The sequence below is a fragment of the Scytonema sp. PCC 10023 genome (assembly GCF_963920835.1).
Taxonomy (GTDB): domain Bacteria; phylum Cyanobacteriota; class Cyanobacteriia; order Cyanobacteriales; family Nostocaceae; genus Kalymmatonema.
In genome coordinates this window covers 1-15,473 of sequence record NZ_CAWUDP010000043.1, presented here as the reverse complement: position 1 = coordinate 15,473, position 15,473 = coordinate 1, and the positions used below count along the sequence as shown (strand labels likewise).

The 15,473-nt window shown below is 42.4% G+C and carries 10 protein-coding genes; 6 read left to right on the top strand and 4 right to left on the bottom strand.

What is annotated here, in order from left to right; all coding sequences use genetic code 11:
* Positions 1-5: 5 nt before the first annotated feature.
* Positions 6-3,518, bottom strand: coding sequence for a tetratricopeptide repeat protein (locus ACM0OZ_RS24435; RefSeq protein WP_414585415.1), 3,513 nt, complete (start codon positions 3,516-3,518; stop codon positions 6-8).
* Positions 3,519-3,735: 217 nt separating this feature from the next.
* Here ACM0OZ_RS24435 and ACM0OZ_RS24430 point away from each other — a divergent pair, with 217 nt between their 5' ends.
* Complete coding sequence (locus ACM0OZ_RS24430) at positions 3,736-3,939, top strand: RNA-binding S4 domain-containing protein (RefSeq protein ID WP_414585414.1); 204 nt, start codon at positions 3,736-3,738, stop codon at positions 3,937-3,939.
* Between the two features lie 57 nt (positions 3,940-3,996).
* On the opposite strand, the gene ACM0OZ_RS24425 is transcribed toward ACM0OZ_RS24430, so the two are convergent.
* The gene (locus tag ACM0OZ_RS24425) at positions 3,997-4,395 is read right to left on the bottom strand and encodes a type II toxin-antitoxin system death-on-curing family toxin (protein ID WP_414585413.1); all 399 of its coding nucleotides are present in this window, start codon (positions 4,393-4,395) and stop codon (positions 3,997-3,999) included.
* Positions 4,392-4,619, bottom strand: coding sequence for an AbrB/MazE/SpoVT family DNA-binding domain-containing protein (locus tag ACM0OZ_RS24420; RefSeq protein ID WP_414585412.1), 228 nt, complete (start codon positions 4,617-4,619; stop codon positions 4,392-4,394). The genes ACM0OZ_RS24425 and ACM0OZ_RS24420 overlap by 4 nt, the downstream gene beginning before the upstream one ends.
* A gap of 206 nt (positions 4,620-4,825) precedes the next feature.
* On the opposite strand from ACM0OZ_RS24420, the gene ACM0OZ_RS24415 reads away from it, so the two are divergent.
* The 3 genes from ACM0OZ_RS24415 to ACM0OZ_RS24405 all read left to right on the top strand — a co-directional run bounded on the left by ACM0OZ_RS24415 (position 4,826) and on the right by ACM0OZ_RS24405 (position 10,921).
* Positions 4,826-8,977, top strand: a complete 4,152-nt coding sequence (locus ACM0OZ_RS24415; protein WP_414585411.1) for a non-ribosomal peptide synthetase — start codon at positions 4,826-4,828, stop codon at positions 8,975-8,977.
* 426 nt (positions 8,978-9,403) lie between these two features.
* Positions 9,404-10,300, top strand: coding sequence for a DUF2382 domain-containing protein (locus ACM0OZ_RS24410; protein WP_414585410.1), 897 nt, complete (start codon positions 9,404-9,406; stop codon positions 10,298-10,300).
* A 423-nt stretch (positions 10,301-10,723) separates the two neighbouring features.
* Entirely contained in the window at positions 10,724-10,921 is a 198-nt protein-coding gene (locus ACM0OZ_RS24405) for a hypothetical protein (RefSeq protein ID WP_073631619.1), read from the top strand.
* Positions 10,922-11,009: 88 nt separating this feature from the next.
* On the opposite strand, the gene ACM0OZ_RS24400 is transcribed toward ACM0OZ_RS24405, so the two are convergent.
* The gene (locus ACM0OZ_RS24400) at positions 11,010-12,800 is read right to left on the bottom strand and encodes an alpha/beta hydrolase (RefSeq protein WP_414585409.1); all 1,791 of its coding nucleotides are present in this window, start codon (positions 12,798-12,800) and stop codon (positions 11,010-11,012) included.
* A gap of 261 nt (positions 12,801-13,061) precedes the next feature.
* Between ACM0OZ_RS24400 and ACM0OZ_RS24395 the strand changes: the two genes are divergently transcribed.
* Entirely contained in the window at positions 13,062-13,832 is a 771-nt protein-coding gene (locus ACM0OZ_RS24395) for an SDR family oxidoreductase (protein WP_414585408.1), read from the top strand.
* 1,112 nt (positions 13,833-14,944) lie between these two features.
* Complete coding sequence (locus tag ACM0OZ_RS24390) at positions 14,945-15,424, top strand: AMP-binding protein (protein WP_414585407.1); 480 nt, start codon at positions 14,945-14,947, stop codon at positions 15,422-15,424.
* Positions 15,425-15,473: the final 49 nt, after the last annotated feature.

Genomic DNA, 15,473 nt, shown 5'->3' with positions numbered 1-15,473 from the left:
TGAGTTTAAGAGTGAATTTTGCCTGTAATAATGAAACTTGCCCAATAATAAGGATGGGCATAGGGAGGTATGGTTGTATTTATTTTAACGGGGTCATCTTCGATGATAGCGGCTTCGTCTAGTAAATCTTCCGCACAAATAAAATCTTTTTCTGCTATTTCTTCAGCACGTTGCTTGTACCAATTTACCAGTTCGCTATATGTTACATTACGTAACCACATTTGGGTACGTTTGAGTGCAACTGCTGGAGCTGTATTCCAATCTGGTTGGCGGTAAAATTCAATCATGAATAGGGCACTAGACATAGATTCTACACTCCACAGGGTACTAACAACATTCGTAACACCTTTACTGATAAAACCACTGACTAAACCCACGTATTCTGTAGTAATTGTTTGGCTACCAGTAATCGCCGTTTCGCAAGCGGAGAGGCTGACCATCTGGCAGTTACTCAGAGGTAGCTGGAGAATGTCTTCTAGAGTTAGCCTTTGTGTATTGCTCAAGGCAAGAGCAGATTTTTTGGGATTGTAGAAATTATAGGTTCCATGTCCGGTAAAGTGAAAAAATTTATACTCAAAGGCAAGAGCTTTTTCGACATTTTCTTTTGTCGCGTCGCTACCAGCTAAACGGTGAGGATTGGCAAACATTTGACTAATTGTTGCTGACTCAATTTCTGCATGGCGAAGCTCTTCAAATTTCTTTTCTTGGATAATATCTGCGCTGTCTGGTGCTTCTACACTTAATAACTGTTTGCTGGTATCGATATTTTCTGACTCATTGACTTGATCGCGGAGAGAAAGCCCGATCTTGGCACTCGGTAAGTAGGTAATAGTAAATTGTTCTGGAAATAGAGTATGTAGAGGAAAGCGATGTAAATCCTGGTGAGGAATTAAAATGAGATTTTGGATTGTTGACGTTGGACTGTCGGGAGCGTTGGCGTTAGCCACTCCCTCCGGAAGTATCGCATTTACAATTGCATTGATGTCAAGAATTTTACCCAACTCTTCCAGTTCTTCCGGCAAGCGATCGCGCCATGTTGCTTGTCCTGCTTCTTGATTGTCCTTACCCTCGCGATAGTTGGCATATTGTTTGTTCCAGTTTTGTACCCAAGCTGCAAACTCGCGGTTTCGTTTTACTGTTATTGGCAATTGTTCATCTGATGCTTGGTTTTCCTCTAGCGAATTTGCTGATATTTGAGGGGAAAGAACGATGGGTGATGGTGCATTATGTTTGAGAAGAAAAGTATTGAGCGCATTCGGACTGATATGCCAGTAAATAATAGCAGTTGTAGGATTAAGTAATTTTTGTATTTCCAAATAGTTAGGGGAAGAAATCTCATCACCCAAAGAGTACAAAAGCCAGCTTAAACAGGCATTTTTACCTTGTTCTGCGACTTCCAAGGCTGCACACCAATTTCCAGATTGTACGGCTAAGTCAACTGTTAATTGCTGGAAGCCAACAAATCGTAAGGCTAATTGTTGCTTTCTGCCAGGACTTGGGGTATCTTTGAGCAGATTTTGTAAGATATCTGTAGCGCGTCGTTGGAGTTCCTCAGCCTCAGAAGTGTGTCCCAAAGCTGATAAGCAGCGAATCAAATCTCGCAGAAGTTCTAAATGTGCTTCGGGAAACTGTGTCAAGGTTTTTAAGGCGTTTTGATAGCTTTTAAAAGCCCTACGCCAGTGTGGATAGGGATTATCGTCTCTACATCCCCATAAATAATGGGCATTTCCTATAGCCTGATGTAGCTTACCCCAGCCTTCTAGATGGGTTTCTTGAGGACAATGTTTTAAACCTTCTTCATAGCTCGCAAATTGACCTTGCCTACCACCCTCATTTAAATCTTGATTTTTAAATGTGATGGCAAGGTCGGGGTAGGAAGTGATTACGGGTAAAATAAATAAACCAGTTGGATTTTTCCCTGTTTCAACGATGTTTGCAACTGCTAGTCCTCTATTAATCCAAGTGTTGTAATCATCAGGTTTTAATTCTAGGGCTTTGTCATAGGATGCAACAGCTTCCTCACGCTGTCCTAAATTAACCAGCGCAACACCCCGGTTGTACCAAGCGGTATAGTAATCGGGTTTAAATTTGAGTACTTGGTCATATGACGCGATCGCATCCTCACACTGTCCCAAATTATCCAGCGCACTACCCCGGTTGTTCCAAGCTGTATAGTAATCAGGTTTAAATTTGAGTGCTTGGTCATAAGATGCGATCGCATCCTCGTACCGTCCCAAATAACCCAGCGCAACACCCCGGTGGTACCAAGCTGTATAGTAATCGGGTTTAAATTTAAGCGCTTGGTCATAAGATGCGATCGCATCCTCGTACCATCCTAAATCACACAGCGCACTACCCCGACTATTCCACGCTCGATGGTCATCAGGTTTCAATTTGATTACTTCCTCAAAAGATGCGATCGCTTCAGAAAATTGTCCCCATTTATTCAGCGCAATACCTCGATTGTACCAAGCTTCGTGAAAATCTGGTTTAAGTTTCAAAGCCTCATTGTTGGATGCTATGGCTTCTTCATACCTTCCTAATTTATCGCACAAGATAATTCCCCTGTTGTACCAAGCTTCGTGAAAGTTGGGGTTAATTTCGATTGCTTTGTCGTAAGATGCAACTGCTTCTTCGTAACGTTCCAAATTACCCAGTGCTATCCCTAGACTTAACCAAACTTCCTCGTAATCAGATTTAATTTCGATTACTTTATTGTAAGATGCAACTGCCTCTTCATAACCTTCCAAAGCAGCTAGCGTAACACCTCGGTGGTACCAAGCTTCGTGGTCATCGGGTTTAATTTTGACTGCTTGATCGTAAGATGCGAACGCTTGCTCATATTTTTGTAAGTCTTGTAGATATAAGCCACGAATATACCAAGATTCAAAATAATCATTTTTCAGATCAATGGCTTTTTCAAAAGATTGAATTGCTTCTTCATATTTATACAAAAAACCTAGTGTAAAGCCTCGCCAATACCAAGCAGCCTCATAATTTGGATTTAGTTCTAATACTTTTTCAAATGATACAAGTGCATCATCATATTTTTTTAGTTTAAGCAATGTGAATCCTCGACCATGCCAGTATAGATAATCTTCCGACTGAAGTTCTATAGCTTTATCAAAACATTCAATTGCATCTTCATATTTGTGAAAATAAAAACACAACCAAATTCCTCGCCAATACCAAAAATTATGCCAATTAGGATTAACTTTTAATGCTCGCTCGTATGACTGTAAAGCTTCTTCGTATCGTCCTAACTTTTCTAATGCATTAGCTTTGTTTCTCCAAGCCAATTCATGATTAGGATTTATTTCTATAGATTTATCAAGGTAGGAAATTGCCTCTTCAAACCTTTCTAAACTAGCTAATGCAGTACCTCGCTCATACCAAGCTTCAGGTTGAGCGGGCTTAATTTTGAGTGCTTCGTCGAAAGATGCGATCGCTTCTTCAAACTTTCCCAAGTTAGCCAGGTCAATACCTTGGTTAAACCACTGCCAAAACGCCTTAGTCATAATGCTACCAACCATACCCGTGTTATTGCTTAAACATTAACAATTTCAAATGGGTGACAATGGCATTGATTCGCATTTGTTTGCGATTTTTTACATTGCGCGGATGGGGAATCATTGAGCCGTTACTTCCAGTATCACAGCTAAGAAATAATGAGTTAGTCAAATGAGAAGCGCTGTATAAGCATAAAATTAAGTTTTTATGTATGCAACACTCATTATGACGACAAGCGACAATACGATTAAACTTGACCAGTTTTTGAAGTTTGTGGGTATAGCCCCAACAGGTGGGCAAGCCAAGCTAATGATTCAAGAAGGTGAGGTAAAAGTCAATGGTACAATTGAAACCCGACGAGGACGGAAATTAGTATCGGGCGATAAAGTGACGGTGGGAGGACAAACTTTTGAGGTTGCTTTTTCATAGTGGTAGGGCAAGCTGTGCAGGCGATCCAAAGTACACTGCCCCTTTAGCGATCGCCATCTACTCTAAATCTAACTCCTGAGAATTTGCTCCAATCCAAGCTGCTATAGAATCTTGCTCCTCTATCCCTGCTGCCAAATTGGTTATCTTGATAACTGCTTCTGCTTCTTGTGCAATCAACTCGTACCCATTTAAACGTAAAAAAACGTCGATGACAACAAGAGGAATTCGCTTATTGCCATCGATGAAAGCATGATTCTTTGCTAAACCATAAGCGTAAGCTGCTGCTAAATCAAACAAAGTCGCACTATCGCTGTAAGTAAATAAATGCTTAGCTCTAGCTAAACTAGCGCTAAGTAGTCCAGAATCTCTTATGGCAGTAGCTCCTCCATGCTCTGCAATTAACTCTTCGTGCATGGCTATGACTGCTGATTCGCTCACCCAGCGGGGCTCCTTCATTTAGCCAATTCTCGAAGAGCGTTTCGGTAGTTCTTGCGAGTTTTCTCAAAAGCCTCCATTGCTGCTTCAAACTCAGGATCGTATGGAGTCATCCGAACTCCATCAGGAGTTTCTGTGAGAAAAATATTGTCCCCTTCTTGAATATTTAACTTTTGCAGTAACTCTTTAGGAAATACTGCTCCTAAAGAGTTACCAATCTTTCTAATCTTCAAATTGTAATGCATACTACCTCTAAACCTGATATTAGGTGTGCGATCGCCCGTATGCGCAAAGCGCAGGCTACGCCTTGGCGTAGCGTGTCCGTAAGGACTTAGAGCAGACGCCTAAAGGCGTATCGCTAACTAACCTAAATAAATTATAGTTATAACAATTGTAATAACTAAGTAACAAGAAAATTTTAACACACTTAGAAAACCCGAATCACCAGCTTATGAGCCAGTATTTTTCTGAGAACTCCTCCCCAGCTGCTGAAGAAACAGAAGTTTTCATCTTCCCTACATCATTTGCACAAGCTAGGTTGTGGTTTCTCAACCAGTTGGCATCGGGCAATCCCTTCTACAATGTGTCAACAGCACTTCGCCTGACAGGTTCCCTCAACTTAACCGCCTTAGAGCAGACATTCAACGAAATTGTACGCCGCCACGAAACCTTACGCACCACTTTTGTGTTGATGCAAGGGCAACCAATGCAGGCAATAGCCCCCACCTTAACCATACCCCTTCCCTTAATAGACCTACGTCATCTTTCAGCAACAGAATGCGAGACACAAGCGCGACAACTTGTAACCACAGAGGCTCAATGTCCTTTCAACCTAACCACTGATCCATTACTGCGAGTGACGCTGCTACAACTGGATCAAGCAGAATATCTGCTGTTGATCAATCTACATCACATTGTTGCCGATGGCTGGTCGATTGGAGTGCTGATTCGAGAACTGGGGGCATTATACACAGCTTTTGCTTGTAGAGACGTTGCATGCAACGTCTCTACACCCTTACCAGAACTACCCATCCAATATGCAGATTTCGCTCAATGGCAGCGCGAGTGGCTTGTGGGAGAAGTACTCCAAACCCAATTAGCTTACTGGCAAAAGCAATTGGACGGCATTTCAGTGCTAAATCTCCCCACTGACCGACCAAGACCACCCGTGCCAACATACAGAGGAGCAAGACAATTTCTAGAACTCCCGCAATCTTTAAGTCAAGCGCTAGTTGCCCTCAGCCGTCAAGAAGGCGTTACATTGTTCATGACTCTGCTAGCAGCCTTCCAAACGTTGCTTTATCGCTACACGCAACAAGAAGACATTGTAGTCGGTTCAGCGATCGCCAATCGCAACCGCAGCGAGATAGAAGGGTTAATTGGTTTTTTTGTCAATAGCTTAGTCCTGCGAACTGATTTATCTGGCAACCCGACGTTTCGGGAACTGTTGAATCGAGTACGAGAAGTCACTTTGGGAGCCTATGCTCATCAGGATTTGCCTTTTGAAAAACTGGTGGAACAACTCCATCCGCAGCGAGATTTAAGCCGTCATCCGCTGTTCCAAGTCGTGTTTAGCCTGCAAAACACTCCGATTGAAGCGCTAGAGTTACCTGGGCTAACGCTGTCGTTGTTCGAGTTCGACAGCAAAACCGCTAAGCTTGATTTGGAGTTCCACCTGTGGCAGGATTTGGAAAGTCTCAAAGGACAAGTGATCTACAGCACCGATTTATTCGATGACACCACCATCACCCGGATGCTGGGACATTTCCAAACGCTGCTAGAAAGCATTGTCACGGATTCACAACAGCGCGTTTCAGATTTACCTTTGCTGAGTGCAACTGAACGGCAGCAGTTATTGATTGATTGGAATAATACTAGGAGAGACTACCCACACAAGTGTTTTCATCAGTTGTTTGAAGCACGAACAGAACAAACTCCTGATGCGATCGCGCTTAGCGCATGCTCCGCAAACGCACTCGTCTTTGAAAACCAACACTTAACCTACCACGAGCTAAATATCCGAGCTAACCAACTTGCACATCACCTGCAACAACTGGGAGTCGTCCCAGACACTTTAGTTGGCATTTGCCTAGAGCGTTCTTTTGAGATGATCATTGGAGTGTTGGGCATCCTTAAAGCAGGTGGAGCATACTTGCCTTTAGATCCCACATATCCTCAAGCGCGTCTTAACTTCATGCTGGAAGACGCCAAAGTATCAATTTTACTAACTCATTCTTCACTATCCTCCTTGTTTCGTAGGGGCACGGCACAGAACAGCCCCTACACTCAGGAATCCAACAAAGGTTCGGGGGATCCACAACATGAATTGAGTGTTATTTGCATAGATCAAGATTGGCAGACTATTACACAACAAAGCCAAGAAAACCCAAAGAGCTGCGTAACATCTGACAATTTAGCTTATATCATCTACACCTCTGGCTCAACAGGAAAACCTAAAGGTGTTTTAATCGAACACCGAGGACTATCCAACTTAATACAAGCGCAGATTGAAACTTTCAACTTACAACCGAACCACCGGATTCTGCAATTCGCATCATTAAGTTTCGATGCCTCAATTTTTGAGATTGTCATGACATTGGGAACAGGAGCGACTCTTTATTTAGCAAACAAAGAATCCCTTCTACCCGGACAACCTTTGATCCAACTCTTGCGCGAAAAAGCTATTACTCATGTCGCCCTTCCCCCTGCTGTTTTAGCAGTCCTACCAAAAGCAGAACTTCCCGCACTGCAAACTATTATCTGTGCTGGTGAACCCTGTTCCGAAGATATTGTCAAACGTTGGGCATCTGGTCGCCGATTTTTTAATGCTTACGGACCCACTGAAGCAACTGTTTGGTCAACTGTTGCAGAAATTAGCGCTACTGGTGAAAAACCACCCATTGGTCGCCCTATCGCTAACACTCAAATCTATATATTAGATAAGCATTTACAACCTTTACCAATAGGAATTCCTGGCGAAGTATATATCAGTGGTGAAGGACTGGCGCGTGGTTACCTCAAGCGTCCTGAATTAACAGAAAGTCGCTTTATACAAGAAGCCGAGTTTCTGCCAAAAACGCGACTTTACAAGACAGGTGATTTAGCTCGTTATCGAAGCGACGGCAATATTGAATTTATCGCTCGCATCGATAATCAGATAAAGATTCGCGGTTTCCGCATCGAATTGGAAGAGATTGAAACGGTGCTGAGACAACATCAAAGTGTGCAAGAAACGGTGGTTATTGCTCAAGATAACGTATCTGGTGAGAAGCACTTGGTGGCTTATATTGTTCTTCATCAAACACAAGCAGTAACAACGATTGAACTAGGTAACTTTTTAAAAGGAAAATTACCAGAATACATGGTACCAAGAGCCTTTGTAGTGGTTAATTCTCTGCCACTAACACCTAATGGCAAACTAGATATCCATGCCTTACCTACACCCTATAGTTTAAATAGCCGCTCATTAGATAAAGCGTTTGTCGCTCCTCGTAACTCAACCGAGTTAACACTTGCAAAAATCTGGGCTGAAATTCTTAACCTTGAATCTGTTGGTATTCACGACAACTTCTTCGACTTAGGAGGAAATTCTCTGGTAGCTGTACGGCTTGTAGAGCAAATTCACAAGCAATTTAAATGTGAATTACCATTATCTTCTTTATTTTTAAATTCAACAATTGAAAGTTTAGCAAAATTTATATCTTCAGAAAAGGATTCTCTGCCTTGGTCTCCCTTGGTTGCCATTCAGCCTAGTGGTTCAAATCCTCCTTTATTCTGTGTCCATCCCATTTTTGGTGTTGTTTTCCCTTATTACGAGTTAGCTCATCAATTAGGTAAAAATCAACCATTTTACGGGCTACAGCCTATGGGAATTGACGGAGAAAGTTCGCCACTGACTCGTATCGAAGATATGGCTGCTTACTACATTGAAGCATTGCGTACAGTGCAGCCAAGAGGTCCTTATTTTTTAGGAGGTTGGTCTTTTGGAGGTTTGGTTGCTTTTGAAATGGCTCAGCAACTGCAATCAAGCGGGCATGAAGTGGCTCTACTTGCTTTGCTTGACACTGCAGCACCAGTTTCGGGTAATCAACCTTCTGTTGGCGATAGTTTGAGGTTTCTTTTCACTACAGCGGCGCGATATATATGGTCATTTTTCCTGGATTATTTTTATCTCATGACCGCTTCTAACAAGAATCAAGTTGACAGTTTTACTTCTCGTTTTCCTATTTTTAATCCTATTTTTAATAACTTTGTTCGACGCATTGAAACCAATCTATTCTCGCACTTTATACCTCAGGAATCGAAATCACGGATTTTGCGCGAGTTAACAATTCGCCCAATGCTTCGTGTTTTCCATGCCAATACCCAAGCAACTCTCAACTATGTTCCAAAAGTCTATCCGCACCGAATAACTCTTTTTAGAACAAGCGTTCAGTCAAGCATTGCTGAGCAAGATCTAACTATTGGCTGGGGTGATCTCACTCTTAAAGGAGTGGAAATTCACAATATTCCTGGCAATCACCTAACTATGCTGAGAAAACCCCATATCCAGATTCTTGCTGAACAGCTTAGAGCTTGTATTGAAAAAACCCAGACTTTATAAAAGCAGCCGTCTCGTTATTTGTCTTTTACTCCCTTCCCTGTCTAAGATTACCTATAATAATTAATTCTTCTCTCGTCTGTCCTCTCTTGCCTCGTGCGGTTAAAAAATAGATATTCTTCTGGCGGTTCGGGAGTAGTTATTTGTCTTTTAGTAGTTATTTGTCTTTTAAGAGTATAACCCAACGAACTTCTGAATCGTCGGGTAGCCGCTGCTTTGATCTAGACGCCAAGAATTCTCCATTGGTTGGTGAAAAAAGTGTAATATTTCATACTGATTTCATACTATAAGAGCATTAAAAACAAAATTTAACCTAATAGGTATAGATTTTTTGACACATTTGATACATCTTATCATTCAAGAGAAAGATGAATAATTTTTGAATATTTTTAATATAAAAAAGGAAGAAGCAATGCAGGAGATAAATAGATGGCACTTGTAAAGCTTGGTGACTTCTACCCTGACTATCGTGAAGAACACTCCGATCTCGATGACATCAAGAACTTTGATGTTTATGCTCAAGGAGATAATAAAGTCGGCTCGGTTTACGATATCTTAGTCGATCAGCAGACAGGTAAATTCCGCTATTTCATCGTAGACACAGGCTTTTGGGTTTTTGGCAAGAAAGTTTTACTACCTGTTGGTCTTGGCAACATTGATTATGGTGCAAGACGGATTTATGTGAATGATCTGACCAAAGAGCAAGTCGAAAGCCTGCCTAATTACGATAATTTGGAAAAGGTTGATTTTGACTACGAAGAGCAGGTACGGGGTGCATACCGTCCAATAGCTGCTAGTTCTGTGGCTAGTGCTACTGCAGGTACTGCTGATGCTACTGCTGCTATTTCTGACCTAACTCAACCTACTTACGATCGCAATACTTACAACTACGATCAAGAACCGTCGTTATATAACCTTAATGACAGCAATGACAGCGAGGGGCAAACCTTGAAGCTGTATGAAGAGCGGTTGATTGCTGACAAACAGCGCCGTAAGACTGGAGAAGTGGCGATCGGCAAACACGTGGAAACGGAAACAGCTCGTGTTGCAGTACCTGTGGAAAAAGAGCGCGTGGTGATTGAACGTACAACTCCCACAAATGCTACACCCGTAAATCCAGGCGAAGCCAACTTCCGTGAAGGTGAAGTTGCTCGTGTGGAGCTTTACGAAGAAACGCCCGATATCCGCAAAGAGGCTGTTGTGCGCGAAGAAGTCCGAGTCAAGAAGGTTGTAGAACACGAGACAGCTGAAGCGACTGATACAATTCGACGTGAAGAGCTAGACGTGGATGCCCAAGGTCGTCCAATAGTGGATAAGCAAGGCTAGCATTTTAACAGTTATCAGTTATCAGTTATCAGTTATCAGTAAAGAATGAGGTGTTTATCCTTGGGGGAAACACCATACCAATTGGTGGTAGGCGTTGGTGGTGAGCCACTGCGGTCTTGGGGTTTCCCCAAGTAGAGCAAGTGGCGTTCGCGAAGCGTCTCCGAAGGAGATACCCGGAGGGCAACTTTAAATCCCCCACCATACGCGCCCGATAACTGTTCACTGCGGCTGGTACTGGTTTAATGGCTCACAGGCAAATCAAGTATGTAGCTCTAGCTGTGAGCCTTTAATATTTGCCTATACTAAACTACAAAATAAGTAAAGTTATTTCATACTTGACTCATTCGTTTAGCAGACGTTAGAAAAATTGAAAGCGTTTTATAGTAAATCGTTTGTAAAAACAAAAGCGATTTACACGTTAAAATGCCAAATTTTTCTATTTTGACCATTGTTGGACTGGTAATTGCAATAATTGGTGTAATTGCTTGGGTGGGTGGTAGCTTAAGAGTTGCAAATCTCGAAATAAATCTTGAAACACCAAAGGGGCGTGTTGTCTTCATTTTTTCTGTGTTACATATTTTGGTGGGTTTGCTAATTATCGTTATTAGTGTGGTAACTTGAGGCTTCATGCCATCAAAGGCAAGCCTTTGAGAGCACTTTCTCCCGTTGGGACTCATTGAACCTGTCGCTAACGATACTGCCTGGATTACTAAAATTTAATATTTACAAATTGCTTTGGATATGGTAAGGGAAAAACCTTAGATGAAGGCAGAGATTCAAGCTTACTGATAGTAGTTGGCTGTTGGGTTGCACTTGAGGCAGAACCTTCAAGGCTGAGAGATTGCACTAAACTCAGTGGTAACGGTTCCTGACTGAGGGCATTGATGTAATCTGCACTTAAGTAGCGACTGTAACTCTGCTCATTGGCGACGTACGTCTGGAAGTAGGGAAGACTCAAAGCTCTGATATATCGCTGCGCTAAGGCAGGACTTGGACCAATCACCTGTTCGGGAACTGGTACGGCATCATTTGGTGATGCCCCAATTACCGAGAAGTGGGTTCCGCCATTAATTAATACTAAATATTTGTTTGGGGTTGTTAACCAGGTAAACGGTTGAATTTGTTCTGGAAAAGCCGGAGCAACGGTATCAACACTACCAGCCACCATCATCACTGGGATTTTAATTTGGCTGAGGCTGGCTTGCCCTAAAATACTACTATCAACAGGGTTAATGGCAATAACTGCCTTGACCCGTGGATCTGATAGGTTATATTTAGATTGCGGTAAATCGGTAGCTAAGCACTGAAGCAACAGCGAAACATTGAGTACATCTGGTGAAGGTGGGCAGTTTTTTTGAAGTTGCTTAAAATCAATTGCTGCTCCTGCTAATGCCAAAGCTGTGTAACCACCAAAAGATTGACCCACCACGCCAACCTGTTCCAAATTCAAGCGCCCCCTGTAAGTCGGGTCGGATTGAGATAGGCTACTGAGTTGATCCAACAAATACTTTATGTCCAAAGGTCGGTCAATAAATTCTCTGGGACTTGTGACTTCTGCCGCCCTACCTCCCAAGAGTGCTTGCAATTGTTGGGCGTTGCTACCTGGATGCTCTGGAACGGCGACGACAAAGCCATAAGAAGCGAGGTATTCAGCAAGGTAAGCAAAACTGTTGCGATCAGAGCCAAGTCCGTGGGAGATCACAATGAGTGGACGAACGCTGCTGGATACATTTGGTAGGTAGATGTCAGCAGGAAAAATGCGTTCGCGAGAGGAATCGTTGAGTATGATAGTTCGCTTTTGCCAACTAAAGTTTCCTGATCGTGGCAGGTCGGTCACTGAAATATTATTTAATGTGACAGCCGTGCCTGCATTCAATGAGGACTGCTTATTGATCAGTGCGATCGCCTGTTGAGTTTGATTCACCAGCCTCTGGAACGATCCTGCAATCTCCAAGCTGCGCGCTAAATCTATCGAAATTGCTCTTGAGGGAAACTTGCGTAGCACGTTTAATAACGTTAACCCTTGTGGGTCTGCTGCTGCAAGAATGAGCGATGCTCGAATTGCATAAAACCCATTAATGCCAGACCCCTGCTGTACAACTTCTCCCAAATTTTCTAACAATCTCTTGCCAATTGGCGTGTAAAGAAATTGCGAAACCGCTACAGCATTTAGGGGAATGGGAGTCAGCAAAAATTGCCGTAGCAGGTTGAGTTGATCCTTGCCTGCATACTGAACATATGCAGCCAAATCATCGTCTATTTTGCCTGTTCTGGCATAAGTTTCCAGGGAATTAATGGCAATAGAGCGAGCCACAAGACCATAAGAGATGGTCAACCGTTCTGCACCCAAGCTAGGACGAGCAGCTAGGGTAGGAATGAACCCAATACTGAGAACCCCCACCGCTAAGTGTAACAAAATTGACTGCTTGCTGACAACACGAGCGTGAGGACGCAACCGAACAACTCCAGGGATAGTAGGCGACATCGGTGGGCAATTCATGAATATCACTGAGCGCTTATTTAGCAATTTTACCAATAACCACCGATGTGATTCTATTCGCCTTGACACTGGTATGGTTGATTATCCTTGTGCAACGATGATAGAAGAATGAGCAAGAGGAATTTGGAAAAAGGCGATTGCGCGGAGCGCAGTGCGCTCCGCGCAATCGCTCTTAAAGCTGTTGATCTCACAAGCATTGCATTGCTCCTGCTTATGACTGCATAAACTTCTAACTTCTGGCAATCTACAAGGAGAAATTGAATGAACAATAACCGCTGGACATTAACAGGAAGAAAAGCCTTGATTACGGGAGGAACTAAGGGGATTGGATTGGCGATCGCCCAAGAATTCCTGTCCCTGGGTGCTGAGATTATGATTGTTGCCCGAAATGCAGAAGCAGTGAAGCAGCAGCTTGAAAACTGGCAATTGCAAGGATGGAAAGCTTATGGAATTGCCGCAGACGTTGCCACACCTAAAGGTCGTCAGGCAATCATTGAACAAGTCAATCAAACTTTAGGAGAATTAGATATTCTTGTCAACAATGTTGGCACCAACATTCGCAAAAAGGCGCTGGAATACACAGAACAAGAGTATGAGTCTATATTTCAAACCAATTTAACTTCTATATTTGAAATGTGCCGATTGGCTTACCCTTTGCTGAAAGCTGGAAACAACAGTAGCATCGTTAATATAGGTTCTGTTGCTGGGTTAAGCGCAGTTCGCACAGGCGCACCTTATGGGATGACAAAAGCCGCGCTTGTACAACTGACCCGTTCTTTGGCTGTAGAATGGGCAGGAAATCAAATTCGGGTAAACACTGTTGCTCCCTGGTTTATTCTCACCCCTTTAACTGAACCTTTGTTGAGCAATTCCGATGTATTGAACTCTGTCGTGTCGCGCACGCCGATGGGGCGAGTTGGTACACCAGAAGAAGTCGCAGGTTTAGTGGCATTTTTGTGTATGCCAACAGCTACTTACATTACTGGACAGTGTATTGCAGTTGATGGTGGCTTTTTAGCCTTTGGTTTCTAGAAAGTATTAGACCATGCCTTTGTAAAATTTAACGGCGTTGCTGAATTGAGGTATGAAATTTTCTTCCCTTAATTTTCAAAACCCTTATCTTTGCGCCTTAAAACTTTTTTCTCCCTTCTGCTGTAAGCATTGCTGCCCTCTGCCTTGCCCGTAGGGCTTGGTCAATCCGGCTGGAGACATAGATTGAAAGAACTAACGACGCATGATTATCGTTCACAAGGCGATTTTGAAACCAGTTTCTTACAAAATGCTACCAATGGTACATTTATAATGCAAATTTTTACCATAATGTATACAAAGTCTAACTTTTACAGCAAAACCCCGTAAATTCTACATAAAAACAAAATTCAAAACTTTTGAATTGTTGATGTAAATGAGCGCTCATGTCAGCGTTCTGTGTTTGCTTGGGATAATTTGCTGACAAAGTTTACTAGAATCTATTGATGACTTATGTACTCCTGCTTCACTTAATATGACAGTCAATTTGCACATTTGAAATGCTCCTATTTCAGTAACTGTGCCGCAGTACTCAAACTTAAAAAGCTAAAAAATCTAGCTCATAAACTTTTCTATAGTCTAATAATTGAAATTTTTTATGTAAAGAGCAAATATCAAGCAAAAATCTTATTATCAAACTTAAACGCTTTCACAAATTGCTTGATACACTTATAAAAGAGATTAAGAAATGTAACAAAGCTTAGAACTACATATCCTGGTAACACAGTATCAGTATTCCAATGAACGTGAGGTTTGTCGTGTGCATCTTTAACCAATGGTGACCGTGTTATTGACCAATCGCAATTTGATGGGCGCTAATTTACCCAGACTTTTCCTCGCTTTGCATACAGATGATTGTTGAGCAGTATTCTTGTTGCTGCTAAATGACTCTTGCCCAAAGATATACTGCTCGGCTACCAGTTTTTCTGGACTGAATTCTCAAATTTTGCATTTTGAGTAGCTTTTGCCGAACCCCTGAAAGCTACACAAATTTTTTGTGACTAACAACGCCGAAAAACTCTTTATTTGTATGCACTAGGACTAACTCATCTACACAAATTCAAGAGTGTCGAGAAAAACCCGCTCGCTCTTGTACAAATATTCTCACTTTACTGATGCTTGCTGATAACGAGACAGGAGAGTTGATGGACAACAATTTATTTTCAGTACCCACTTTCAGTGAAACGACTTTAGTTGACCTGTTACGCAAAAGAGCGCTACAGCAACCAAGGCAAGTGGCATATACCTTTTTGATAGATGGGGAAACCCAAGAAGTTAGCTTAACTTATCAAGAATTAGACCAAAAAGCGCGATCGCTTGCTGCTTTTTTACAGAGCATGAAAGCTACTGGAGAAAGAGCGCTGCTTTTATACCCGCCAGGACTAGAATTCATTGTGGCTTTTTTCGGGTGTCTGTACGCAGGGGTTACCGCTGTTCCCGTATATCCACCACGCCGCAATCAGCGCATGACAAGGTTGCAAGCGATTGTGAAAGATGCCCAAGCTAGTTTCGCCCTCACAACAACATCTGTTCTTACCAATATTGAACACAGCTTAAAACAAGAACCAGAACTAGCAGCTTTGCATTATATATAGCAACCGCCAAGGCGGTTAGGACGTAAACTAAAGGTATTATCGTAACCTG